The sequence below is a fragment of the Corynebacterium halotolerans YIM 70093 = DSM 44683 genome (genome assembly GCF_000341345.1).
GTDB classification, from domain to species: domain Bacteria; phylum Actinomycetota; class Actinomycetes; order Mycobacteriales; family Mycobacteriaceae; genus Corynebacterium; species Corynebacterium halotolerans.
The window spans coordinates 1,622,030-1,643,508 of the sequence record NC_020302.1 but is presented as its reverse complement, the minus strand read 5'-3'; the positions used below and the strand labels follow the sequence as shown (position 1 = coordinate 1,643,508).

19 protein-coding genes are annotated in these 21,479 nt (G+C 68.9%); 9 read left to right on the top strand and 10 right to left on the bottom strand.

The features are described 5' to 3' along the window. Window positions 1-58 precede the first annotated feature (58 nt). Complete coding sequence (locus tag A605_RS07665) at window positions 59-673, bottom strand: hypothetical protein (RefSeq protein WP_015400933.1); 615 nt, start codon at window positions 671-673, stop codon at window positions 59-61. A 55-nt stretch (window positions 674-728) separates the two neighbouring features. Between A605_RS07665 and A605_RS07660 the strand changes: the two genes are divergently transcribed. Next, a complete protein-coding gene (locus A605_RS07660) occupies window positions 729-2,360 on the top strand; it encodes an ABC-F family ATP-binding cassette domain-containing protein (protein WP_015400932.1) in 1,632 nt (543 codons plus the stop codon). A gap of 24 nt (window positions 2,361-2,384) precedes the next feature. Here the strand turns inward: A605_RS07660 and A605_RS07655 are convergent, their stop codons facing one another. The 3 genes from A605_RS07655 to A605_RS07645 all read right to left on the bottom strand — a co-directional run bounded on the left by A605_RS07655 (window position 2,385) and on the right by A605_RS07645 (window position 6,900). Then, window positions 2,385-5,114: a cation-transporting P-type ATPase gene (locus tag A605_RS07655; RefSeq protein ID WP_015400931.1), complete on the bottom strand. Its 2,730-nt coding sequence runs from the start codon at window positions 5,112-5,114 to the stop codon at window positions 2,385-2,387. A 136-nt stretch (window positions 5,115-5,250) separates the two neighbouring features. After that, window positions 5,251-6,615, bottom strand: a complete 1,365-nt coding sequence (locus tag A605_RS07650) for a PFL family protein (protein ID WP_027004146.1) — start codon at window positions 6,613-6,615, stop codon at window positions 5,251-5,253. 15 nt (window positions 6,616-6,630) lie between these two features. After that, window positions 6,631-6,900, bottom strand: coding sequence for an ACT domain-containing protein (locus tag A605_RS07645; protein ID WP_015400929.1), 270 nt, complete (start codon window positions 6,898-6,900; stop codon window positions 6,631-6,633). Window positions 6,901-6,957: 57 nt separating this feature from the next. On the opposite strand from A605_RS07645, the gene A605_RS07640 reads away from it, so the two are divergent. Further along, a complete protein-coding gene (locus A605_RS07640; protein ID WP_015400928.1) occupies window positions 6,958-7,455 on the top strand; it encodes a DUF1990 domain-containing protein in 498 nt (165 codons plus the stop codon). 19 nt (window positions 7,456-7,474) lie between these two features. Further along, window positions 7,475-8,149, top strand: a complete 675-nt coding sequence (locus A605_RS07635; RefSeq protein WP_015400927.1) for an NAD(P)H-binding protein — start codon at window positions 7,475-7,477, stop codon at window positions 8,147-8,149. A gap of 40 nt (window positions 8,150-8,189) precedes the next feature. On the opposite strand, the gene A605_RS07630 is transcribed toward A605_RS07635, so the two are convergent. The 3 genes from A605_RS07630 to acnA form a co-directional block, all read right to left on the bottom strand. Beyond that, complete coding sequence (locus tag A605_RS07630; RefSeq protein ID WP_015400926.1) at window positions 8,190-8,927, bottom strand: glutamine amidotransferase; 738 nt, start codon at window positions 8,925-8,927, stop codon at window positions 8,190-8,192. 56 nt (window positions 8,928-8,983) lie between these two features. Then, the gene (locus A605_RS07625) at window positions 8,984-9,562 is read right to left on the bottom strand and encodes a TetR/AcrR family transcriptional regulator (protein WP_015400925.1); all 579 of its coding nucleotides are present in this window, start codon (window positions 9,560-9,562) and stop codon (window positions 8,984-8,986) included. 148 nt (window positions 9,563-9,710) lie between these two features. Continuing rightward, complete coding sequence (acnA, locus tag A605_RS07620; RefSeq protein WP_015400924.1) at window positions 9,711-12,509, bottom strand: aconitate hydratase AcnA; 2,799 nt, start codon at window positions 12,507-12,509, stop codon at window positions 9,711-9,713. 272 nt (window positions 12,510-12,781) lie between these two features. Here acnA and A605_RS07615 point away from each other — a divergent pair, with 272 nt between their 5' ends. The 3 genes from A605_RS07615 (at window position 12,782) to A605_RS07605 (ending at window position 16,551) form a co-directional block, all read left to right on the top strand. Continuing rightward, window positions 12,782-13,294 (top strand): Rv1476 family membrane protein, encoded by a 513-nt coding sequence (locus A605_RS07615; RefSeq protein ID WP_015400923.1) that lies wholly within the window; start codon window positions 12,782-12,784, stop codon window positions 13,292-13,294. A 463-nt stretch (window positions 13,295-13,757) separates the two neighbouring features. Beyond that, a complete protein-coding gene (locus A605_RS07610) occupies window positions 13,758-15,425 on the top strand; it encodes a DIP1281 family NlpC/P60 protein (RefSeq protein ID WP_015400922.1) in 1,668 nt (555 codons plus the stop codon). Between the two features lie 43 nt (window positions 15,426-15,468). Then, window positions 15,469-16,551, top strand: coding sequence for a ferrochelatase (locus A605_RS07605; RefSeq protein WP_015400921.1), 1,083 nt, complete (start codon window positions 15,469-15,471; stop codon window positions 16,549-16,551). Here A605_RS07605 and A605_RS07600 read toward each other — a convergent pair. Beyond that, a complete protein-coding gene (locus A605_RS07600; RefSeq protein ID WP_015400920.1) occupies window positions 16,521-17,288 on the bottom strand; it encodes a hypothetical protein in 768 nt (255 codons plus the stop codon). The two genes, A605_RS07605 and A605_RS07600, sit on opposite strands and share 31 nt — an antisense overlap. 33 nt (window positions 17,289-17,321) lie before the next feature. Between A605_RS07600 and A605_RS07595 the strand changes: the two genes are divergently transcribed. The 3 genes from A605_RS07595 to A605_RS07585 are packed head-to-tail and all read left to right on the top strand — an operon-like array spanning window position 17,322 to window position 19,909. After that, a complete protein-coding gene (locus A605_RS07595; protein WP_015400919.1) occupies window positions 17,322-18,164 on the top strand; it encodes a DUF3097 domain-containing protein in 843 nt (280 codons plus the stop codon). 35 nt (window positions 18,165-18,199) lie between these two features. Further along, on the top strand, window positions 18,200-18,628 hold the full coding sequence (locus tag A605_RS07590; protein ID WP_015400918.1) for an NfeD family protein: 429 nt from the start codon (window positions 18,200-18,202) through the stop codon (window positions 18,626-18,628). 3 nt (window positions 18,629-18,631) lie between these two features. Next, window positions 18,632-19,909: an SPFH domain-containing protein gene (locus A605_RS07585; protein ID WP_015400917.1), complete on the top strand. Its 1,278-nt coding sequence runs from the start codon at window positions 18,632-18,634 to the stop codon at window positions 19,907-19,909. Here the strand turns inward: A605_RS07585 and A605_RS07580 are convergent. Together A605_RS07580 and A605_RS07575 are read right to left on the bottom strand one after the other, a co-directional pair. Then, complete coding sequence (locus A605_RS07580; protein WP_015400916.1) at window positions 19,906-20,523, bottom strand: hypothetical protein; 618 nt, start codon at window positions 20,521-20,523, stop codon at window positions 19,906-19,908. The two genes, A605_RS07585 and A605_RS07580, sit on opposite strands and share 4 nt — an antisense overlap. A gap of 46 nt (window positions 20,524-20,569) precedes the next feature. Further along, window positions 20,570-21,304, bottom strand: a complete 735-nt coding sequence (locus A605_RS07575) for a TVP38/TMEM64 family protein (protein WP_015400915.1) — start codon at window positions 21,302-21,304, stop codon at window positions 20,570-20,572. Between the last annotated feature and the right edge of the window lie 175 nt (window positions 21,305-21,479).

The following is a 21,479-nucleotide window of genomic DNA, read 5'->3' as shown; positions in this document are numbered from 1 at the left end:
GAGCCGTGAAGGCCCGGTTTCCCCGACCTCATCCGGGGAAACCGGGCCTTCCGCCTGCTCACCCCCAGGCCGTCGTCAGGCAGGAGAGATAGTACGCCGCGTTGGCGGGCGTGACGGGGAACTCCGTCGGCTCCGTGGAGAAGAACTGTTCCAGCAGCCCCTCGTCCTGATCGTGGGTGAACCCCTCGATGCTCCGGAAGCATTCGACGGCCGGGTTCGCCGACTCCGGGAGGAACGCTCCCATCCCTTCCCCGTAGCTGATCGCCGGTTGCGCGAACAACCCCACGACGACGAAGTAGATCAGCACGATGACCATGATGGACGCCGTGCAGCCGCCCTTCTTCTCCTCCCCCTGCACCGTGGTCTGCGGGGTGGACCGGGCCGCGGATCCCGCCCCTCCCGCCCCGACGGCAGCTGCGGACCGACCGTCACGGGAACCGCTGCCGCGCGCGGACGCCCGCGTGGCCTCCGACCAGATCCGGATCCCCGACATCGGCCTGGCCCGCACCTCCTCCAGGACGCCGGCCGGCAGCCCGAAGTCGACGAGCGCCTGGCGGATCTCGCGTTCGGAGGGCTGCTGCCGGAAGCGCAGCACGAGGGAACCGTTCTGGAACTGACCCGCGCGGTATTCCACGATGTAGTCCTGGCCCGCGTCCTCCTGCTGCGCTGACATGGTCTCAGTGTAGGGGAGCGGGCCCGGTTTGACCGGGTTGTTAGACTGGCCAGTTGTGATTGTCACCAACGACCTCGAGGTGCGCGTCGGCGCCCGCACTCTGCTCACCGCCCCCGGACAGCACCTGCGCGTGCAGGCAGGCGACCGGGTCGGCCTGGTGGGCCGCAACGGCGCGGGCAAGACCACGACCATGCGCATCCTGGCGGGGGAGACCGAGCCCTACAGCGGCACGGTGATCTCCTCCGGCGAGCTCGGTTACCTGCCGCAGGATTCCCGCGAGGGCAACATCGAGCAGACCGCCCGCGACCGGGTGCTCTCCGCCCGCGGCCTGGACCAGCTCCGTAGCTCCATGGAACGCCAGCAGGAGATCATGGAGACCACCACGGACGAGCGCCAGCGCGACGCGGCCATCCGGAAGTACTCCCGTTTCGAGGAACAGTACTCCTCCCTCGGCGGTTACGAGGCCGATTCCGAGGCCGCCCAGATCTGCGACAACCTCGGCCTGCCCGCCCGCATTCTCGACCAGAAACTCCACACGCTCTCGGGCGGCCAGCGCCGTCGTGTCGAGCTGGCCCAGATTCTCTTCGCCGCCACCAACGGATCGGGCAAGTCGCAGACCACCCTGTTGCTCGACGAGCCGACGAACCACCTGGACGCCGACTCCATCACCTGGCTGCGTGGCTTCCTCGCCAAGCACGAGGGCGGACTGATCATGATCTCCCACGACGTCGAGCTGCTTGGCGCCGTGTGCAACAAGATCTGGTTCCTCGACGCCGTCCGGGCGGAGGCCGACGTCTACAACATGAGCTTCTCCAAGTACAAGGACGCCCGCGCCACCGACGAGGCCCGGCGCCGCCGCGAGCGCGCCAACGCGGAGAAGAAGGCCGGGGCCCTGCAGAAGCAGGCCGCCAAACTCGGAGCCAAGGCCACCAAGGCCGCCGCCGCCAAGCAGATGCTGGCGCGCGCCGAGAAAATGGTCAACCAGCTCGACGAGGTGCGGGTGGACGACAAGGTCGCCAGCATCAAGTTCCCCGAACCCGCACCCTGCGGCAAGACCCCGCTGTTCGCCGAGGGCCTGACCAAGATGTACGGCTCCCTCGAGGTCTTCGCGGGCGTGGACCTCGCCGTGGACAAGGGCTCCCGCGTCGTCGTCCTCGGTTTCAACGGCGCCGGCAAGACCACGCTGCTGAAGCTGCTGGCCGGTGTCGAGCGCACCGACGGCGAGGGGGGCATCGTCTCCGGCCACGGACTGAAGATCGGTTACTTCGCCCAGGAGCACGACACCATCGATCCGGACAAGTCCGTCTGGCAGAACACCATTGAGGCCTGCCCCGACGCCGGAGAGCAGGACCTGCGCGGCCTGCTGGGCGCGTTCATGTTCTCCGGGGACCAGCTCCAGCAGCCGGCCGGCACCCTGTCCGGCGGTGAGAAGACCCGACTGGCGCTCGCCGCCCTGGTGTCCTCCCGGGCGAATGTCCTGCTGCTCGATGAGCCGACCAACAACCTCGACCCGATGTCGCGTGAGCAGGTCCTCGACGCCCTGCGCACCTACACCGGCGCCGTCGTGCTGGTCACCCACGACCCGGGCGCGGTGCGCGCCCTCGAGCCGGAGCGCGTCATCGTGCTGCCCGACGGCGACGAGGATCTGTGGAGCGACGCGTACATGGAGATCGTCGAACTGGCGTAAGTCCCGGCCCGCCCGCAGACACCGTCAGGAGTGCGCAGCCGCCCGGCGGACCGCCTTGTCGATCTCCACGACAGCGAAGACGACCAGGCCGACCGCGGCAGGGATCAGCCACGAGCCCAACGGCACCGCGGTGGTGCCGAAGGCGGCCTGCATGAACGGCGCATAGCCGAACAGCAGCTGCAGCACCAGCATGATACCGATGAACAGCCAGGACAGCGGGTTGGTGGTGAACAGCTCGGTCCGCAGCGCGGTGACCCGGCTGAAGCGGCTGGCGAACAGGTAGAAGATCTGCCCGATCACCAGCGTGTGGACCGCCAGCGTCCGGGAGGCCTCCAGACTCTGGCCGAGACCCTGGGCCCACAGGAACACCCCGATCGTCGAACCACCGAGCAGCAGCGAGACGTACGCGATGCGGATGATCCCTTCGGCGGTGAGCATCGGGGCCCCGGGATCACGGGGCCGGCGTTCCATGATGCCCGGCTCGGAGGGCTCGAAGGACAGCGCCAGGGACAGGGTGACGGCGGTGATGAGGTTGACCCACAGCACCTGCAGCGGAGTGATGGGCAAGGTCATGCCGACGAGCATGGCCACGAAGATCACCAGGCCCTGCCCGCCGTTGGTGGGCAGCATGAACACGACCGCCTTCTGCAGGTTGTCGTAGATCGTGCGGCCCATCTTCACCGCCGCGGAGATGGTGGCGAAGTTGTCGTCGGCGAGCACCACGTCGGAGGCGTCCTTGGTTGCCTCAGTGCCCTTGATGCCCATGGCCACGCCGACGTCGGCCTGCTTCAGCGAGGGCGCGTCGTTGACGCCGTCGCCGGTCATCGCCACGACCTCGCCGGTGGCCTGCAACGCGCGCACCAACCGCAGCTTGTGCTCGGGGCTGGTGCGCGCGTAGACATCGGCCTCGTCGACGATGCGGCGCAGCTCCTCGTCATCGGCGGCCTCGAGCTCGGCCCCGGTGACGGTGCGCTCGCCGGCGATGCCCACCTCGCGGGCGATGGCGGTGGCGGTGGAGGCGTGATCGCCGGTGATCATCCGCACCCGCACCCCGGCCCGCTGCACGGTCTCGACCGCCTCGATGGCCTCCTCACGCGGCGGGTCGATGATGCCGTAGAGACCGAGGAAGATGAAACCGCCGGCGTCGACGTCCCCGGTACCCAACTCCGTGGTGCCCTCGTCCGCGGGGCGGTGGGCCGCGGCCAGCACGCGCAGCCCCCGCGAGCCGAGCTCGTCGATGCGGCTGTCCCACAGGCCACGGTCGAGCGGCTCCGTGCCACCCACCGTCGACTGCCGGTCACAGCGGTCGAGCACGCGATCCGGGGCACCCTTGAGATGGATGACGAGCCCATCGGCCGCCATCCGGTCGAGCGTGGCCATGTACTTGTACCCGGAGTCGAAGGGCACGACGGCCACCCGCGGGGAGGGCTCGTCAACGCCCGCCTTCAGCGCAAAGGTGCGGATACCGCCGTCGGTGGGCTCCCCGGCGAGCACCCACCGGTCGTCCCGCTTCTCGACGCTCGAATCATTCGCCTGGGCCGCGACCTCCGCCATCCGGGCCAGGTCGGGATGCTCGTCGAGTACCGCGGGGGAGCCGTCACCGGCCACCCGGATCTCACCGACCGGGGCGTAACCGGTGCCGGTGACCTCGTAGTGGACGGTACGGGTGGACACCTCCCGCACCGTCATCTCGTTGCGCGTCAGGGTCCCGGTCTTGTCCGAGCAGATGGTGGTGACCGAGCCGAGGGTCTCCACGGAGTTCAGGCGGCGGGTGATCGCCCGGCGGTCGGCCATCCGCTGCACACCGAGGGCGAGGGTGATCGCCATGACGGCGGGCAGCCCCTCCGGAATCGCGGCGACGGCGAAGCCGATGGCGGACATCAGCAGATCCGCCCACCCGGTTCCGTGGAGCAGGCCGTTGACCACGACCATGAGGATTGCCAGCGCCACCGCGACCCCGGCGAGAATCCGCGAGAGCGCGCCCATCGCGCGGGTCAGCGGAGTGGCCACCTGCTCGACGTCGTCGAGCAGCGAGGTGATGCGGCCGATCTGGGTGCGCGCACCCGTGCCGGTGACCACCCCGAGGCCGGAGCCGGCGGCGACCACCGTGCCGGAGAAGGCCATGGAGGAGCGGTCCCCGAGGACGGCCTCCCCGGCGACGGGCGCGGTGTCCTTGTCCGCCGGGACCGATTCGCCGGTGAGCGCGGATTCCTCGATCCGCAGGCTGCCGGTCTCGAGCAACCGTAGATCGGCCGGCACCTTGTCGCCGGCACGCAACCGTACGACGTCCCCGGGCACCAGCTGCTCGGAGGGGACGGTGTCCCACCGTCCGTCGCGGCGGACCTCGGACTCGGGGGAGAGCATGTCGCGGATGGCCGCCAGCGCATCGGCGGCGCGCCCCTCCTGGACGTAACCGACCAGGGCGTTGACGAGGACGACCGCCGCGATGACGACGGTGTCGATGACCTCTCCCAACAGGGCGGTGAGCACTCCGGCCGCGATGAGCACGTAGATCATCGGGTCGTGGAACTGACGCAGCAACCGCTGGAGGTGGGTCTCCCCGGCGGCGGCCGGCAGGGCGTTGGACCCGTGGGTCTTCAGTGCCCGTGCCACGGTCGCGGAGTCGAGTCCGCCGGGGTCGCTGCCCAGCCGGGAGAGGACCTCCGCGCCGGGCAGGGCGTGCGGTGGAGCGGCCCCGAAGACCTCGAGCAGGGAGCCGTCGGTGTTGTCGGTGGTGCTGCTGGACGGTGTCATCATCAACTCCTCCGGTCGGGTCAGGACCGGAAAACGGTGCGCGGCTCCCTCCAGATTACGCCCGTTTCCGCCCGTCCCACCGGGTGATTGGCACGGCCGGGAGCTCCGTCACCCCCTGGCCTCCCAGTGGGGCGCGCTAGTTGCGGAAGCCGTGGACCGGCGAGGGGATGAACCCGCCGCGGTTGATGAAGGTGGCGTTGCCGACCTCGTTGACCGGGATGACCGGTGCGTAGCCGAGCAGGCCGCCGAAGTTGACCTCGTCGCCCGGCTTCGTGCCCGGGACCGGGATGACGCGCACAGCGGTGGTCTTGTGGTTCATCACGCCGATGGCCGACTCGTCGGCGATCATGCCGGCGATGGTCTCGGCGGAGGTGTCGCCCGGGATGGCGATCATGTCCAGGCCGACCGAGCAGATCGCGGTCATGGCCTCGAGCTTGTCGATGGAGATCGCGCCCGAACGCACGGCGTCGATCATGCCCTTGTCCTCGGAGACCGGGATGAAGGAGCCCGACAGGCCGCCGACGCGCGAGCAGGCCATCATGCCGCCCTTCTTCACGGCGTCGTTGAGCAGGGCGAGCGCGGCGGTGGTGCCGTGGGTGCCCACCTGGTCGAGGCCCATGTTCTCGAGGATGTGGGCCACCGAGTCGCCCAGCTCGGCCGTCGGGGCCAGCGAGAGATCGACGATGCCGAAGGGCACGCCGAGGCGCTCGGCGGCCATCGAGCCGACGAGCTGACCGGTGCGGGTGATCTTGAAGGCGGCCTTCTTGATCTCCTCGGCCACCTGATCGAGGGTCGCCCCTTCGAGGGAGCCGAGCGCCCGGTTGACCACACCGGGACCGGAGACGCCCACGGAGACCACACAGTCGGGCTCCTCAATGCCGTGGAAGGCGCCGGCCATGAACGGATTGTCACCGACGGAGTTGGAGAAGACGACCAGCTTGGCGCAGGCGATGGCGGAGTTGTCCCTGGTCAACTCCGCGGCCCGCTTGATCACCCGGCCCATCTCTGCGGCGGCGTTCATGTTGATGCCCGCCCGCGAGGAGGCGATGTTGACCGACGAGCAGACGACATCGGTCTCGGACAGGGCCTCCGGGATGGAGCGGATGAGCGCCTTGTCGGCGGTGGTTCCGCCCTTCTCCACGAGGGCGGAGTAGCCGCCGATGAAATTGACGCCGACCTCCTTGGCGGCGCGGTCGAGGGCGCGCGCGACGTCGGCCGGGTTGCCGTCCACACCGGCGGTGATGAGCGCGACCGGGGTGACGGAGATGCGCTTGTTGACGATCGGGACGCCGAGCTCGGCCTCGATGCCCTCGCACACCTCGACGAGGCGGGAGGCCTGGGTGACCACGCGCTCGTACACGGCGTCGCAGGTCTCCTCCATCGTCGAGCGTGCGCAGGAGAGCAGGGAGATGCCCATTGTCACGGTCCGGATGTCGAGACGGTACTTCTCGATCATCTCGATCGTGTCGAGGATCTGGTGGGAATGCACGTTGAGGTTCATGTGTGGGGGAGCGTCCTAGATCTCGTTGACTGCGGTGAACAGGGACTCCGACTGGATCCGGATGACCAGGTTCTCGGCCTGCTCCACCTCGGTCATGCGCTCCTGGATCGCGGCGATGCCCCGCACGCTCTCGTCGAACTCGACCCGCAGGATCATGGTGAAGTAATTGTCCATGATGGTCTGGGAGACGTCGAGGATGTTGATGTCCTGTTCCGCCAGGGCGGTGGTGACGGCGGCGATGATTCCGGTGTGGTCCACACCAGTGACGGTCATGATGGCAAACATGCGCACAATCCTAGCCCGCGGCAGAAAACCCGCATGCCGCCGGTAGGCTCATGCACCATGAACTCCCTGACCTATCCGGAGCACCTCCAGCTGGCCTCCCTGGCGCTCGCGGACGGAACCCCGCCGGCCGCACTCGGTCTCGGGCCGGAATGGACGATCGTCGACCATTCGGACGTGCTGGGACGGGGAAGTGGCTGCCTGGCCGCGGCGGGTGAACGGCTGCTGGACTGGCGGGCGCACGCCCACGCGCGGGTGCGGGCCAACCGGGAGGGGCGGCTGGTCCGGCTGAGCTTCGGCCCGACGCTCTCGCCCTGCCTCATCCTGGCGGAGGAGCGGACCCCGACACGCACGGTGCTGGTCTACGGCACCCTGCCCGGTCACGTCGAGTGCGGGGAGGAGGCGTTCATCGTCTCGATGGGCGATGACGGCACGGTCACGGGCCGGTGCGTGGCCTTCTCACGGCACGCCTGGTGGCTCGCCAGGGTGGGTGCACCGGTGGCCCGCGTGGTCCAGCGGGTGGTCACCCGGGGATACGTCGCGGGCATGCGGCCGTGAACGTCGTTAGTGTGGTGTCATGACTGACGCAAAGAAGATCCTGATTATTGGAGGGTATGGCAAGGTCGCCCTGCTCGCCACTCCGAAGCTCGTCAAGCTCGGCCACGACCTGACGTCCCTGATCCGTAACCCGGAACAGGCGCCGGACATCGAGGCCAGCGGCTCCACCCCGCTGGTGCGCGACCTCACGGCACTCGACGTCGACGACTGGGCCGAGCTGGAGTCCCAGTTCGACGTCGTCGTCTGGTCCGCCGGCAGCGGCGGCAAGGGGGGTGCCTCCGACACCTACGCCATCGACCGCGACGGCGCACTGGCCTCGATCGACGGTCTGAAGAAGCTCGCGGAGGACGGGAAGAAGGTCCCGCGCTACCTGATGGTCTCCTACCTCGGCTCGGTCAACCACACCGTCGACCCCGAGCACGCCTTCTACCCGTACGCCGACTCCAAGAAGACCGTTGACGAGCACCTGCTCGATTCCGGCCTGGAGCACCTCATCCTGGCGCCCGCGGCGCTGACGCTCGAGCCCTCCCATGGCGGAGAGGTCATCGAGAACACCTCCGACGCCGCCGCCGGCCGCAAGACCTCCCGCGAACTCGTGGCCGAGGTCATCGTCGAGATGGCCACCCGCGAACAGCTGCCGGAGGAGAAGATCCTGCCCTTCGTCGACGGCGGGACCCCGGCCAGCGAGTTCTAGTCCGGCCCCCGGCGACAGCGGGGCGACCGTGGGCCCCGTCTCAGACGTAGGCCCGCACGCGGGTGCTGTGGGAGACGAAGTTCTGCAGTAGCCGGTGACTGAAGGTGGTGTCCACCGACGGCAGGCCGGCCACGATCGTCTCGTAGTCGCCGGGGGAGAAATACCCGTAGTCGTAGTAGAAGTCCATGCGGGCCTTCATGGCCACGGCGTCCATCTCCACGTGGAACTGGCTGGCCCAGGTGTCCGCCCCGACGCGGATCATCTGCACCGGGCAGGTCGGACCCGTCGCCAGCACGGTGGCCTGCTGACTGACTTCCACGATGTTTTCCTTGTGGCCGGTCAGGGAGGTGAATCGGATCGGCAGATCCCGCGTCAGCACATCCTCCCGCCCGGCGTCGGTGAGTTCGACGAGCGTGGGCCCGCTGTTCTCCGGGTGGGTGTCGCCGATCCGCCCGCCCGTGGCGTGGGCGAGCCAGCTGTTGCCGTAGCAGACGAAGAACACCGGGATGTCCGAGGCCGTCAGGCGGACGAGCTGCGAGTGTATGTGGCGCTGCAGGGGGCTCCAGTGCGCGTCAGTGATGTTGAAGGCGCTGCCTCCGACCACGACGCCGTCGAAACCCGACACGTCGCCGACGGTGGCCTCCGTGGAGTCGAGCATTCGCAGCGTCAGCTCCTCCCTCCGCAGTCCGGTGGCCTGGAGAAAGTCACGGTACTCGGCGGCGGCGACCTCGCGGGCGAGGCTGTCGGCACGCAGGGAGAGAAGGAGAATCGAAGCCATACCGCTCAGTCTATACCGCTTGGTCTACAACGCGAAAGCGGGACACCGCGGTATCTTCACTCCCCGCACCCGTCGCGCTTACGCACGGAACCCTCCACCAGGTCCAGCACCTCCTCGAGCCCCTCGGTGGAACGTCCGGAGGCCAGGCGGGTGATGAAGCCGTCGAGCACGGTCTCCAGGTAGGTGTGGAGGACGTCCAGGGGAACGTCGGTGCGCATCCGCCCGTCGGCCACCTGTCGCGCGAGCCGGCTGTGCACGGCCTCGTCGAGGACGGCCTGGTGCTCCTGCCACCGGGCGCGGAACGCGGCGTCGGTGCGCAGCTTCTTCGTGATCTCCAGGCGGGTGGCCAGCCAGTCATGGCGCTCCGGGTGATCGAGCATGTCGCGCATCACCTCGACCAGGCCCTCCTCGGCCACGACCTCGGCCTGGCGGGCCGCGTCCTCGCGGGCCAGCGCCAGGAAGAGGTTCTCCTTGTCGCCGAAGTGGTGGAAGATCGCCCCCCGCGACTTGCCCGTGGCCTCCTCGAGGCGGCGGACGGTCGCCCCCTCGTAGCCGTACTCGGCGAAGCAGCGCCGCGCGCCCTCGAGGATCTCGGAGCGGCGGCGGGAGAGCTCGGAGTCACTGACCACGGGCATGGAGGCCTCCTTGTTTCTGGGGAAGGGGTCGCGGGGGAGCGCGCTGGGAAAAGAGCGGGAAATGGGGGAGGGGGCTGCGCTCCCGGCCGGCCACATGGGCGAACCGGGGCACAGCCCCCTCCGGGCAGGCGAACTGCGGGGTGATCGACTAGGAGGCGATCATCTGGCGCAGGACGTACTGCAGGATGCCGCCGTGACGGTAGTAGTCGGCCTCACCAGGGGTGTCGATGCGGACGATCGCGTCGAACTCGATCTTCTCGCCGCCGTCCTTGGTGGCGGTGACGTGCACGGTCTTCGGGGTGTCGCCGTTGTTCAGCCCGGTGATGCCGGCGATGTCGAAGGTCTCGGTGCCGTCGAGGCCCAGGGACTTCCAGGACTCGCCCTCCGGGAACTGCAGCGGGGCAACACCCATGCCGATCAGGTTCGAACGGTGGATGCGCTCGAAGGACTCGGCGATGACGGCCTTGACGCCCAGCAGGACGGTGCCCTTGGCGGCCCAGTCACGGGAGGAACCGGTGCCGTACTCCTTGCCGCCCAGGACCACCAGCGGGGTGCCGGCGGCCTTGTAGTTCTGGGCCGCGTCGTAGATGAACGACTGCGGGCCACCCTCCTGGGTGAAGTCCCGGGTGTAACCGCCGGAGACGTCGTCCAGCAGCAGGTTCTTCAGCCGGATGTTGGCGAAGGTGCCACGGACCATGACCTCGTGGTTGCCGCGACGGGAGCCGAAGGAGTTGTAGTCCTTGCGCTCCACACCGTTCTCGTCGAGGTACTGGGCGGCCGGGGTGCCCGGCTTGATGGTGGAGGCCGGGGAGATGTGGTCGGTGGTCACCGAGTCACCCAGCAGCGCCAGGACGCGGGCGCCGGAGACGTCCTCGACCGGGGCCGGCTCGATCTCCATGTCATCGAAGTACGGGGCCTTGCGGATGTAGGTGGAGTCCTCGTTCCACTTGTAGACCTCGCCCTCCGGGGTGTCCAGTGCGCGCCAGCGCTCGTCACCGGCGAAGACGTCCGAGTAGTCCTCGGCGTACATCTCCTTGGAGATGGAGGAGGCGATGGTGTCTTCGATCTCCTTGGCGGACGGCCAGATGTCCTTCAGGAAGACGTCGTTGCCCTCCTGGTCCTGGCCCAGCGGCTCCGTCTCGAAGTCGAAGTCCATGGTGCCGGCGATCGCGTAGGCGATGACCAGGATCGGGGACGCCAGGTAGTTCATCTTGACGTCCGGGTTGATGCGGCCCTCGAAGTTGCGGTTACCGGACAGCACGGCGGTGGCGGCGATGTCGGCGTCGTCGATGCCGGCGGAGATCTCCTCCGGCAGCGGGCCGGAGTTGCCGATGCAGGTGGTGCAGCCGTAGCCGACGAGGTAGAAGCCCAGGGCCTCCAGGTCCTCCCACAGGCCGGCGCGGTCGTAGTAGCCGGTGACGACCTGGGAGCCCGGGGCCATGGAGGTCTTGACCCACGGCTTGGCCTTCAGGCCCAGCTTGTTGGCGTTGCGGGCCAGCAGACCGGCGCCGAGCATGACCGACGGGTTGGAGGTGTTGGTGCAGGAGGTGATGGACGCGATGGCGACCATACCGTGGTCGAGGACCATCTCCTCGCCGTCGTAGGTCACCTTGGTCGGGCTGGTGGCACGACCCTCGCTGCCGCGGAACAGGTTCTGGGACTCGGGGCCGACGGTGGCCCAGTCGCGGGCCTGACCGCGGTCGCCGGTGCTGCCGCCCTCGGCGACGTAGTTCTGGACGTCCGGGTTGCCGGAGGTGCCGGCGTAGTTGAGGAGATCCTCGCGGAACTGTTCCTTGGACTTGGTCAGCTCGATGCGGTCCTGCGGGCGCTTCGGGCCGGCGATGGACGGCACGACGGTGGACAGGTCCAGCTCAAGGTACTCGGAGAACTCCGGCTCGGGGGCGTTCTCCGGGTCCAGCCACATGCCCTGGGCCTTGGCGTAGGCCTCGACCAGTGCCAGGGTCTCCTCGTCGCGGTTGGTCAGACGCAGGTAGTCGATGGTCTCGGCGTCGATCGGGAACATGGCGGCGGTGGAGCCGAACTCCGGGGACATGTTGCCGATGGTGGCGCGGTTGGCCAGCGGGAGGTTGGCCACGCCGGCGCCGAAGAACTCGACCAGCTTGCCGACGACGCCGTGCTGGCGCAGCATGTCGGTGATGGTCAGGACGACGTCGGTGGCGGTGACGCCGGTCGGGATGTCACCGGAGAGCTTGAAGCCGACGACCTTGGGGATGAGCATGGAGACCGGCTGGCCGAGCATGGCGGCCTCGGCCTCGATGCCGCCGACGCCCCAGCCCAGGATGCCCAGGCCGTTCTCCATGGTGGTGTGGGAGTCGGTGCCGATGCAGGTGTCCGGGTAGGCCAGGCCCTCGTTGTTGAAGACGACGCGGGACAGGTACTCGATGTTGACCTGGTGGACGATGCCGGTTCCCGGGGGCACCACGCGGAAGTTGGAGAAGTTCTCGGCGCCCCAGCGCAGGAACTGGTAGCGCTCCTCGTTGCGCTGGTACTCGATCTCGACGTTCTTCTCGAGGGCGTCGGTGGAGCCGAAGGCCTCGATGATGACGGAGTGGTCGATGACCATCTCCGCGGGGTTCAGCGGGTTGACCTGATTCGGGTCGCCGCCGAGGGTCTGGACGGCCTCGCGCATGGTGGCCAGGTCGACGACGCAGGGGACACCGGTGAAGTCCTGCATCAGAACGCGGGCCGGGGTGAACTGGATCTCGGTCGAGGGCTCGGCCTTCGGATCCCAGTTGGCGATGGCGTTGATGTGATCCTCGGTCACATTCTTGCCGTCCTCGGTGCGCAGCAGGTTCTCGCCGAGAACCTTCAGGGAGTACGGCAGCTTCTCCATGCCCGGCACGGCGTCGAGGGCGAAGTAGTCGTAGGACTTGTCGCCGACCTCAAGGGTGCGCCTGGCATTGAAGGAGTTCTTGCTTTCAGTCACAGGGAGCTCCATTTCCTCATCTTTGAACGGAAGTGTTCATTGCCCGCAGCAGACACCCGGGACGGGGTGACGCGTACCGGCAGAACGCGATGGTTCCCACCCAATACTAGGGACGTGGAACCTCGACCGCTCCCGATACTAACAGTACGGGCGTTTTGTTTATGGTATTGCCCGCCCGTGTCGCGGCGAGCCGTTACCCCCATCCCCTCACCGGGGGATATAACCGACTGAGACCGAAGCTGATACCCCTCCGCCGAAAGAGAAGCGCAACGATGATTCCCGCCGACATCGACATCGACGACCTCACCCGCCAGCTGGAGGAGGACTCGGTGGCCGTGGGCGAGAACCACGGGGGGCTGGAACCGGCGCTTCTCGACGCCGTGGCGTATGCCGAGGCCAACGACTTCGGCCCCCTGGGCGTCGTGGTCCTGGACCGCACCCCGCCCCAGACGGCCGACCTGCGCGACGTCGCCCAGGATCTGCAGCTGGCGACGGATCTGGGGACCGTGCTGGTGCGCACGCCCTCCTCGGGCGCGGTCGTCAGCGAGGTGCACACGCGGGCCGAGCTCGAGTCGGCGCAGCACCCCTTCCTGGGCAACCCCGACATTCCGGCCGCCACGCACCAGTTCATCGATCAGGTCAACGCCGCGGGGATCAACTGGACCCTCGTCACCGTGCTGGTCCTCGTGGTCGTGGTCGCGGTCGCGGCCGCCACGGCGTGCTCCGCCCTGACGGCACGCCCGCACCGGGCGGGGAGTTCGGCGGCATCAAGCCTGGAGGCCTGACCCTAGTCGGCCCGTGATGGGCCGGACGGGGGTCCCTACGGGTCCGGATCTCTGTAAATCCCTGTGGAATGTGCCCGTCTTGGCCTATTTGTGATCAAACTCACTCTTTTGTTATCGCTCCGTAACTTCCCAGGCCAATAACCCCACCCACCCGGACGAGCGAGCCGATACGCGTGTGAACAATGGTGAATAATCACACGTAAGGGTCGGAAGTGCTTTATGGTTCTGTTGTCGGCTCACGGGTCGGCAAGCGTCCCAGCTACATCAGGAGTCGCGGCTTGACTCTCCGTTGCGGGAGAGTCGGACGCCACCGTCCCGCACGGGCACGTGGGGAAGCATGCCGAGCGCGGGAGATGCCGGGTGGACGGGACCTGGCGGCCCGTGTGCCGCGCTATTCGTGAACCCAGCAAGGTTGCCCCGAAGTCCAGGTTCTGCCCTGGATCAGCGGGTGTAAGGAGTCTTAGTGTCGGCACAGTCGTCCACCCCGCCCCGTCCGGGCCGCACCCCTGCGCGAGCCCGCCTGCGCGCCACGTTGGCCACCCTCGCCGGGGGTGCTCTGCTCGCCACGCTCACGCCCGCCGCCGCGCAACCGGTGAACCCCGGTGACGACGAGATCGCCGCCGCGGAGACGGCCGTCGGCAACGGGGAGCAGACGGTCTCGGAGCTCGTCGGCTCGATCACCGACACGCAGGCGGACATCGACCGGCTCGAGCTTGAGGTGAGCGGCCTGCACGAGGCGGTCAACAAGGCGCTGGTCGACCTGCACGACGCCCGGGCCGCCGCCGAACAGGCCCGCCAGGGGGTCGTGGCGGCGAAGGAGGAACTCGACGACACGCAGCGACGCCTCGAGGAGGCCCAGTCGGCCCTCGACGAGATCTCCCGGACCGCCTACCGGCGCACCGCCACGCCGAACGCCGTCTCCGACGCCGCGGGCACCTCGACCACCGAGGACGCGCTCGACCGCCAGACGTACCTGCGCACCACCGCCGATAAGCAGCGGGAGACCATCGAGGAGCTCGACCGACTGCGCGCGGAGAACGCCAACCGCGAATCGCAGCTGCGGGAGGCCCGCAACCTCGCCGAGGAGCGCGAGGCCCGGGCCGTCGAGGCGGAGGCAGAGGCGCGCGCCGCCATCGAGGACAACTCCCGCCAGATCGCGGAACGCTCCGCTGAGCGGGACCGGCTGGTCGCCCGGCGGGATCAGGCGCAGACGGATCTCGACGCCGCCCGCGAGCACGTCGCCACCCTCAACGAGCAGCGCCAGGACTACCAGGACTACCGGGAGGCCGAGAAAGAGGCCGCCGCGGCGGCCGAGGCCGAGAAGGCCCGGCAGCAGGAGGAGGCTGACCAGCGGGCCCGTGACGAGGAGGCCGCCACCGCCACCCGCGGTGCGGCCGCGGAGACGGCCGTTTCCGCGGCCGCCGGAATCATCGCCGCCTCCCAGCCGGACCACTCCAATCTGGACAGCCCGTACCCGGCCGTCTCCGACGAGGGGGCCGCGGGCGGTGACATCGCCGCCGTGCAGCATGCCGCGGCGACCACCGCCGGGGCAGGCGCCGGCGACACCACCGGGCAGGGGTCCTCCTCGGGCAGCTCCCGGGCCGAGGACGACGGTGAGTCCGACGGTGGTGTCGAGGTGACCACCACCCCGGCCATCGACACCCTCAGCTCCGTGACGGACCGGGCCTCGGAGGCCGTCTCCGGCACGCGCGAGGAGCTCATCGAGATCGCCATCGCCCGCGCTGAGTCCCAGATGGGCGTGCCCTATGCCTGGGGCGGTGGCAACGCCGTCGGCCCGACCCAGGGCATCCGCGACGGTGGAGTGGGCGACGCCCACGGTGACTTCCGGAAGACCGGCTTCGACTGCTCGGGCCTGGTGGTCTACGCCTTCGCCGGAGCCGGCATCGCGCTGCCGCACTACTCCGGCTACCAGTACCATCGCGGCGAGAAAATTGATCCGGGCCAGATGCAGCGCGGTGACCTGATCTTCTACGGCCCCGAGGGCAGCACACACGTGGCCATCTACCTCGGTGACGGCATGATGATCGAGGCACCGAACTCCGGATCCGTGGTCAAGAAGTCTCCGGTGCGCTGGACGGGCATGTCGGATCACGCCGTCCGCCTGATCTAATCCGGAATGCTGATCTAAACCAAAAGATTGATATTCTCGGTGCATGGCTGATCATCCTGAGACCCTGCCCGACTACGATGCCCTCCTCGTCCTCTCCTTCGGCGGCCCCGAAGGCGTCGACGAGGTCGTCCCCTTCCTGGAGAACGTCACCCGCGGCCGCGGCATCCCGCGTGAGCGGCTCGAGGAGGTCGGTGAGCACTACTACCACTTCGACGGCGTGAGCCCGCTCAACGCCCTCAACCGGGAGATCATCTCCCATCTGGAGAAGGAGCTGGTCTCCCGCGGGATCGACCTGCCCGTCTACTTCGGCAACCGGAACTGGCACCCCCTGGCCAATGACACCGCGGCACGGATGGCCCGCGACGGGGTGCGCAAGGCGCTGGTCTTCGCCACCTCAGCCTGGGGCGGCTACTCCGCCTGCCTGCAGTACAACGAGGACATCCGGGGCATGATCGACCACCTGGCGGAGCAGGATCTGCCGGCCATCGAGTTCACCAAGCTGCGCCAGTTCTACGACCACCCGATCTTCATCCGGGTCATGACCGACGCCGTCCGGGAGGCCTACGCCCGCATCCCCGCCGAGGAGATCGCCGGCACCCGCCTGCTGTTCACGGCCCACTCCGTACCCACGGCCGCCGACACCGCCGCCGGCGGTCCGCAGGATCCCCACCTCTACTCGCGCCAGGTCAAGGAGGCCTCCCGCCTGATCGCCGAGGCGGCGGGTGTCGACGACTACGACGTGGTGTGGCAGTCGCGTTCCGGCAACCCGGCGACCCCGTGGCTCGAGCCCGACATCGTCGACCACACCACCGAACTGGCCGGCGACGGCGTGAAGTCCGTGGTCGTGTGCCCGGTCGGCTTCATCTCCGACCACATGGAGGTCATCTGGGACCTCGACAGCGAGCTGGCCGAGGCCGCCGACGAGCTGGGTGTGCGCGTCGAGCGCACCCGTACCGCCGGCCCCACCGACGAGTTCGCGCGGATGGTCATCGACCTGGCTGTCGAGGTCGCCACCGACGTCCCGCGCGTCGGCCTCGGTGAGGTGACCGTCCAGGGCTGCACCGTCAACGGCGCACCCTGCCGACCGGGGTGCTGTCAGATCCGGCCGAACTCGCGCACCGCGTAGGCCACCCCGGCCATCCGGGCGGCGCGGATGTGCCGCCACAGCCCCAGCAGCTGCGGGTCGATCCGGTGGTCGGCCAGCCGGTCGGTGACCGTCTCGATGATGGCGGCCACCCGGTCGGCGCGGGCGAAGAGCTTCGCCGCCCGGGCCGGCACCGATGACGGCAGACCCGGGGTGTCGTAGAAGTCCGCCAACGTGCCCACCGTCAGACGCGGCGAATTCAGCGCGTCGGTGCGGTACCCGGACGCCTCCACCAGACGGGCGGCTTCCCCCGTCGCGCGGGTGAGCAGCTGATCGGCCTCGCCCGGGCTCAGCCACGCCGGGGCCGGCAGCGGGGCGGTCTCGGTGAACCACTCCCACTCCGTACCGTCCCCGAGCACGGTGGGTACGAGGATGTGTGAGGTCAGTGGGTCGTCGTCGCGGATGACGATCGCCCCCACCCCGCTTGCCGACGCCGCGCGGGCCGCATCCGTGCCCGCCCGCAGCGCCGGCGCCTCACCCGGGCCAGAGAGCACGAGCCGCAGCACCGGTTCCTCGGATGCGGTGATCGCGCCCGCGGTGACCTGCCGGAGCTCACGGAGCAGGTCGACGAGCGGGCGGCCGTCGACAAGCGTGTGGTGGCCGCCGAGTGAGCCGAGCGCGTCGACCAGGTTGTCGGTGGACTCGAGCCCGTGGAGCCAGGCGCCGAGCCAGACGGCGGTGTTCTGCAGTGGGGACCATACTTCGGCGCGGATGTCCATGGCGCGGCAGTCTAGCCGATAGACTCGCCCGTCATGAGCTTCAACGATCCTTATGGCGGTGACATCCTCGCCGGGCACTCCCGCAACCGGCGCCCCGGGTACCCGAAGGTGCCCGCGGAGCCCGGGCTGGTGGTCGAGGTCCGCGGCAGTGACTTCGTCGGTGCGGTCACCGGCTACGAGCGCACCCACCAGGGGGACCTCATCCGACTGGAGGACCGGCACGGGGTCGACCGGGTCTTCCACAACCGCGAGGGCGGTTTCCTGCTCGAGGGGCAGCCGGTCACGCTGACCCGTCACGTCGAGAAGCAGGCGCCCCGGCGCTCGAACTCCGGTTCCCGACGGGTGGACAACGTCGAGGCGAAGGTCGCCGCGCCCTCGCGTATCTGGGTCGAGGGCATCCACGACGCCGCGATCGTCGAGAAGGTCTGGGGACACGACCTGCGTGTCGAGGGAGTGGTCGTCGAGTACCTCGAGGGCCTGGACAACCTCCCGGAGCGGCTCGCGGAATTCGGCCCCGCGCCGGGGCGGCGCGTCGGTGTGCTCGCCGACCACCTGGTCGAGGGCTCCAAGGAGACGCGGATGACGCGGACCGTGGGGGAGCACGTGCTGGTCACCGGCCACCCCTTCATCGACATCTGGGCGGCCATCAAGCCGGAGCGCCTGGGGTTACGCGCCTGGCCCGACGTGCCCTACGGGGAGGACTGGAAGACCGGCATCTGCCGGCGGGTCGGCTGGTCCGATCCGAAGGAGGGCTGGCACCGCGTCTACTCCGCGGTCAACTCCTTCCGCGACCTGGACTCCAGCCTCATCGGGGCCGTCGAGCGCCTGGTCGATTTCGTCACGACCCCCGGGCTCAGCAAATCGGATCTGATCTGACGCGCGCGGTGGCGCTGTTGCGGTAGGTTAGGGCCGTGGGAGCAATCATCTGGTTCATCGCGGCGTTGGTCCTCGCCGGTCTCGAGCTGGCGGTGGGGGAGTTCACCCTGCTCATGCTCGCCGGCGGCGCGCTGGCGGCGGCCGGTGTCTCGCTCGCCGGGGCTCCACTGTGGGGCTCGGTGCTCAGCTTCGTGATCACCTCGCTCGGGCTGCTGGTCTTCCTGCGCCCGTTCCTCAAGCGCCGGCTGCACAGACCCCAGGTGCTGGACACGTCAACCACCGCACTGGTCGGGCACACGGCCGAGGTCCTGGAGACGGTCGAGGCCTCCGGCGGCCAGGTGCGGCTCGACGGTTCGATCTGGTCCGCCCGATCCCTGGATCCCACCCACACGTTCGCCGCCGGCGAGCGCGTCACCGTCATCAGCATCGACGGCACCACCGCTGTCGTCTGGAAGGAGCACTGAACCGTGCTAGGCATCATCCTGGTCGTTGTTCTGCTGATCTTCGTCGCTATCGTCGTGATCAAGTCCATCGCCTTGATCCCTCAGGGCGAGGCCGCCGTGATCGAGCGCCTGGGCAGCTACACCCGCACCGTGTCGGGAGGGCTGACCCTGCTCGTCCCGTTCATCGACCGGGTCCGCGCCCGGGTGGACACCCGTGAGCGGGTGGTCTCCTTCCCGCCACAGGCGGTCATCACCCAGGACAACCTGACGGTGGCCATCGACATCGTCGTCACCTTCCAGATCAACGACCCCGCCCGGGCGATCTACGGCGTCGACAACTACATCGTCGGTGTCGAGCAGATCTCGGTGGCCACACTGCGCGACGTCGTCGGTGGCATGACGCTGGAGGAGACGCTGACCTCCCGTGAGACCATCAACCGCCGCCTGCGCGGTGAGCTGGACGCCGCCACCTCCAAGTGGGGACTGCGCATCAGCCGGGTCGAACTCAAGGCCATCGACCCGCCGCCGTCCATCCAGCAGTCGATGGAGATGCAGATGAAGGCGGACCGCGAGAAGCGGGCGATGATTCTCACCGCCGAGGGCCGGCGCGAGTCCGACATCAAGACCGCCGAGGGCGAGAAGCAGGCCCGCATCCTCTCCGCCGAGGGCGAGAAGCACGCGGCCATCCTCGCCGCCGAGGCCGAACGCCAGGGCATGATGCTGCGTGCCGAGGGTGAGCGCGCGGCCCGCTACCTGCAGGCACAGGGTGAGGCGCGCGCCATCCAGAAGGTCAATGCCGCGATCAAGTCCTCGAAACTGACGCCTGAGGTGCTGGCCTACCAGTACCTGGAGAAGCTGCCGAAGCTGGCCGAGGGCCAGGCCTCCACGATGTGGATGATCCCCTCCCAGTTCGGCGACTCCCTGGAGGAGTTCGCCCGCGCCTTCGCGAAGAAGGACGAGGAGGGCGTGTTCCGCTACGAGCCGACGCATGTCGACGAGGAGACGAAGGAGATGGCCGAGCCGGAGAACATCGACGACTGGTTCTCCACCGCCTCCGATCCGGAGATCGCCGCCGCGGTCGCCGCCGCCCAGGCGGTGGCCAACCGCTCCGTCGACGAGGACGAGCCGGTGGCGCCGCGGCCCGGCCGCAACGGCAACGGCAACGCTGGTGCAGGGCAGGACGCCTCCCAGCGGACCACTGACCAGGACTTCGCCGTGCGTGAGCTCGGTGGACCCGCCCCGGACGCCCGGCCGGACTTCTTCCCCGAGCAGCAGCCCTCCTCGGAGCCGGAGGAGCGCTAGGGGGTCGTTCCCGCCCGGCGGATGAGGTTGACCGCCAGCTGCCAACCACCGCTTTCGACCTGCCACCCGGCCGCCTGCAGGCGCTGGGACATCGCCTGTTTGGAGATGCCCAACTCTGCGGCGGCCTCGTTCTGATTCAACCCCGAACGCATCAGCGACGTGGCCTCCCGGCCCTCCACCGTGCGCTTGGAGAGCACATGCCCGACCAACGCGAAGGTCGCCGCGATGTCGTTGCTGTCGGCGGAGGCACGGGACGCGGAGGCGCGCGAGGTGTCAGCGGCGTCGATGCGCACCCACACGCCACCCGCCCGGGTGCGGCCCGGCAGGGATGCGGTGGCGATCCCGCGGACGCGCTCCTCGACTTCCTCGGTCTGCCCGGACTGCGGGGCACCGGGCACGATACCGATGCCGATGGCCCAGCCACCGTCCGAGAGCAGCGCCATCACGATGTCGCAGAGCGCCTCGGGGGAATCGATGGCCGCGCAGATGTCCTCCACGCCGAGCATCCGGAACTCGCCCACGCCCTGCAGGGTCGACAGGGCCTCGGCGGAGCGGCGGACCAGTTCGGCGCGGCGGACCTCTCGTCCCCGGTAACGGGCGTGCACGGCGAGCATCACGGTTCTCCTTCAGGATCGGGGGGTGGACGGTGCCCGGAACAGTCTACCGCGCAGGCTTGACCGGGAGGCGGGAGTCCACCACCAGGCCGAGCACCCCCACGATCGCGAGGGCCACGGTGATGACTATGACCACCGGCTCGGCCTCCCCGGTGAGGGTGTCCCCGAGGAGGACCGTGGCCACCGTCCCCGGGGCGGAACCGAGGAAAGTGGCCAACGTGAACATGCCGAGCGGGATGGAGGTCAGGGCCGCGGCGTAGTTCAGCACCGAAAACGGCACCGCCGCGATCATCCGCAGGGAGGCCAACGCCAGCCAGCCGCGTTGGCGCAGCCTCCGGTTGATTCCGTCGACGGCCGGATGCGTCAGCCGGGGTCGTATCCAGTCGCCCAGCAGCCCCCGGACGATGGCCAGGGACAGGGCCGCGGACACCGTCGTGGCGCCCAGGGCGATGATCACGCCCAGCCACGGGCCGAACAGCACCCCGCTGGCGAGGGTGAGCAGGGTACGTGGGATGGGGAACTGGGTGATCAGGACGTAGCCCAGGAAGAACAGGACGATGAACCCGGTGCCGGCGGCCTTCGCCCATGCCCGCAGGGTGGCGACCGACGGGACGTCGACAAACAGCGTGACCGCCAGGAACGCCGCGACGCCTGCGATGACCAACGCCTTCCGGGTCGGCGACCAGGCGGCGACGGCCGTGACCGCGTCCCACAGTAGTCCACGGACGAAGTCGCCGAGGTTGCCCAGCCAGGTGCGGGCGGGGGAAGGGGAGTGCTTCACGGGGTATCACCTTATCCCCTGGCCGGGGCCGGGTCGGAATTCGCGGCGGGGGCGGGAGATCTGGGCTAAAAGGCAAGCTAAAGAATGGGAATCAATAATGAAGGTGAGCCTATCATTCGTGGCCGCTGCGCCGGAGTCTCGATAAACTGAAGGGACACTGATTCAACATAAAGGA

Coding starts and splice junctions, on each gene's coding strand:
- A605_RS07650 (WP_027004146.1), bottom strand. CDS start 6,615: ATGAACCTCAACGTGCATTCCCACCAGATCCTCGACACGATCGAGATG.
- A605_RS07665 (WP_015400933.1), bottom strand. CDS start 673: ATGTCAGCGCAGCAGGAGGACGCGGGCCAGGACTACATCGTGGAATAC.
- A605_RS07595 (WP_015400919.1), top strand. CDS start 17,322: ATGAGCTTCAACGATCCTTATGGCGGTGACATCCTCGCCGGGCACTCC.
- A605_RS07640 (WP_015400928.1), top strand. CDS start 6,958: ATGAACTCCCTGACCTATCCGGAGCACCTCCAGCTGGCCTCCCTGGCG.
- A605_RS07600 (WP_015400920.1), bottom strand. CDS start 17,288: ATGGACATCCGCGCCGAAGTATGGTCCCCACTGCAGAACACCGCCGTC.
- A605_RS07655 (WP_015400931.1), bottom strand. CDS start 5,114: ATGACACCGTCCAGCAGCACCACCGACAACACCGACGGCTCCCTGCTC.
- A605_RS07645 (WP_015400929.1), bottom strand. CDS start 6,900: ATGTTTGCCATCATGACCGTCACTGGTGTGGACCACACCGGAATCATC.
- A605_RS07605 (WP_015400921.1), top strand. CDS start 15,469: ATGGCTGATCATCCTGAGACCCTGCCCGACTACGATGCCCTCCTCGTC.
- A605_RS07580 (WP_015400916.1), bottom strand. CDS start 20,523: ATGCTCGCCGTGCACGCCCGTTACCGGGGACGAGAGGTCCGCCGCGCC.
- A605_RS07625 (WP_015400925.1), bottom strand. CDS start 9,562: ATGCCCGTGGTCAGTGACTCCGAGCTCTCCCGCCGCCGCTCCGAGATC.
- A605_RS07630 (WP_015400926.1), bottom strand. CDS start 8,927: ATGGCTTCGATTCTCCTTCTCTCCCTGCGTGCCGACAGCCTCGCCCGC.
- A605_RS07615 (WP_015400923.1), top strand. CDS start 12,782: ATGATTCCCGCCGACATCGACATCGACGACCTCACCCGCCAGCTGGAG.
- A605_RS07635 (WP_015400927.1), top strand. CDS start 7,475: ATGACTGACGCAAAGAAGATCCTGATTATTGGAGGGTATGGCAAGGTC.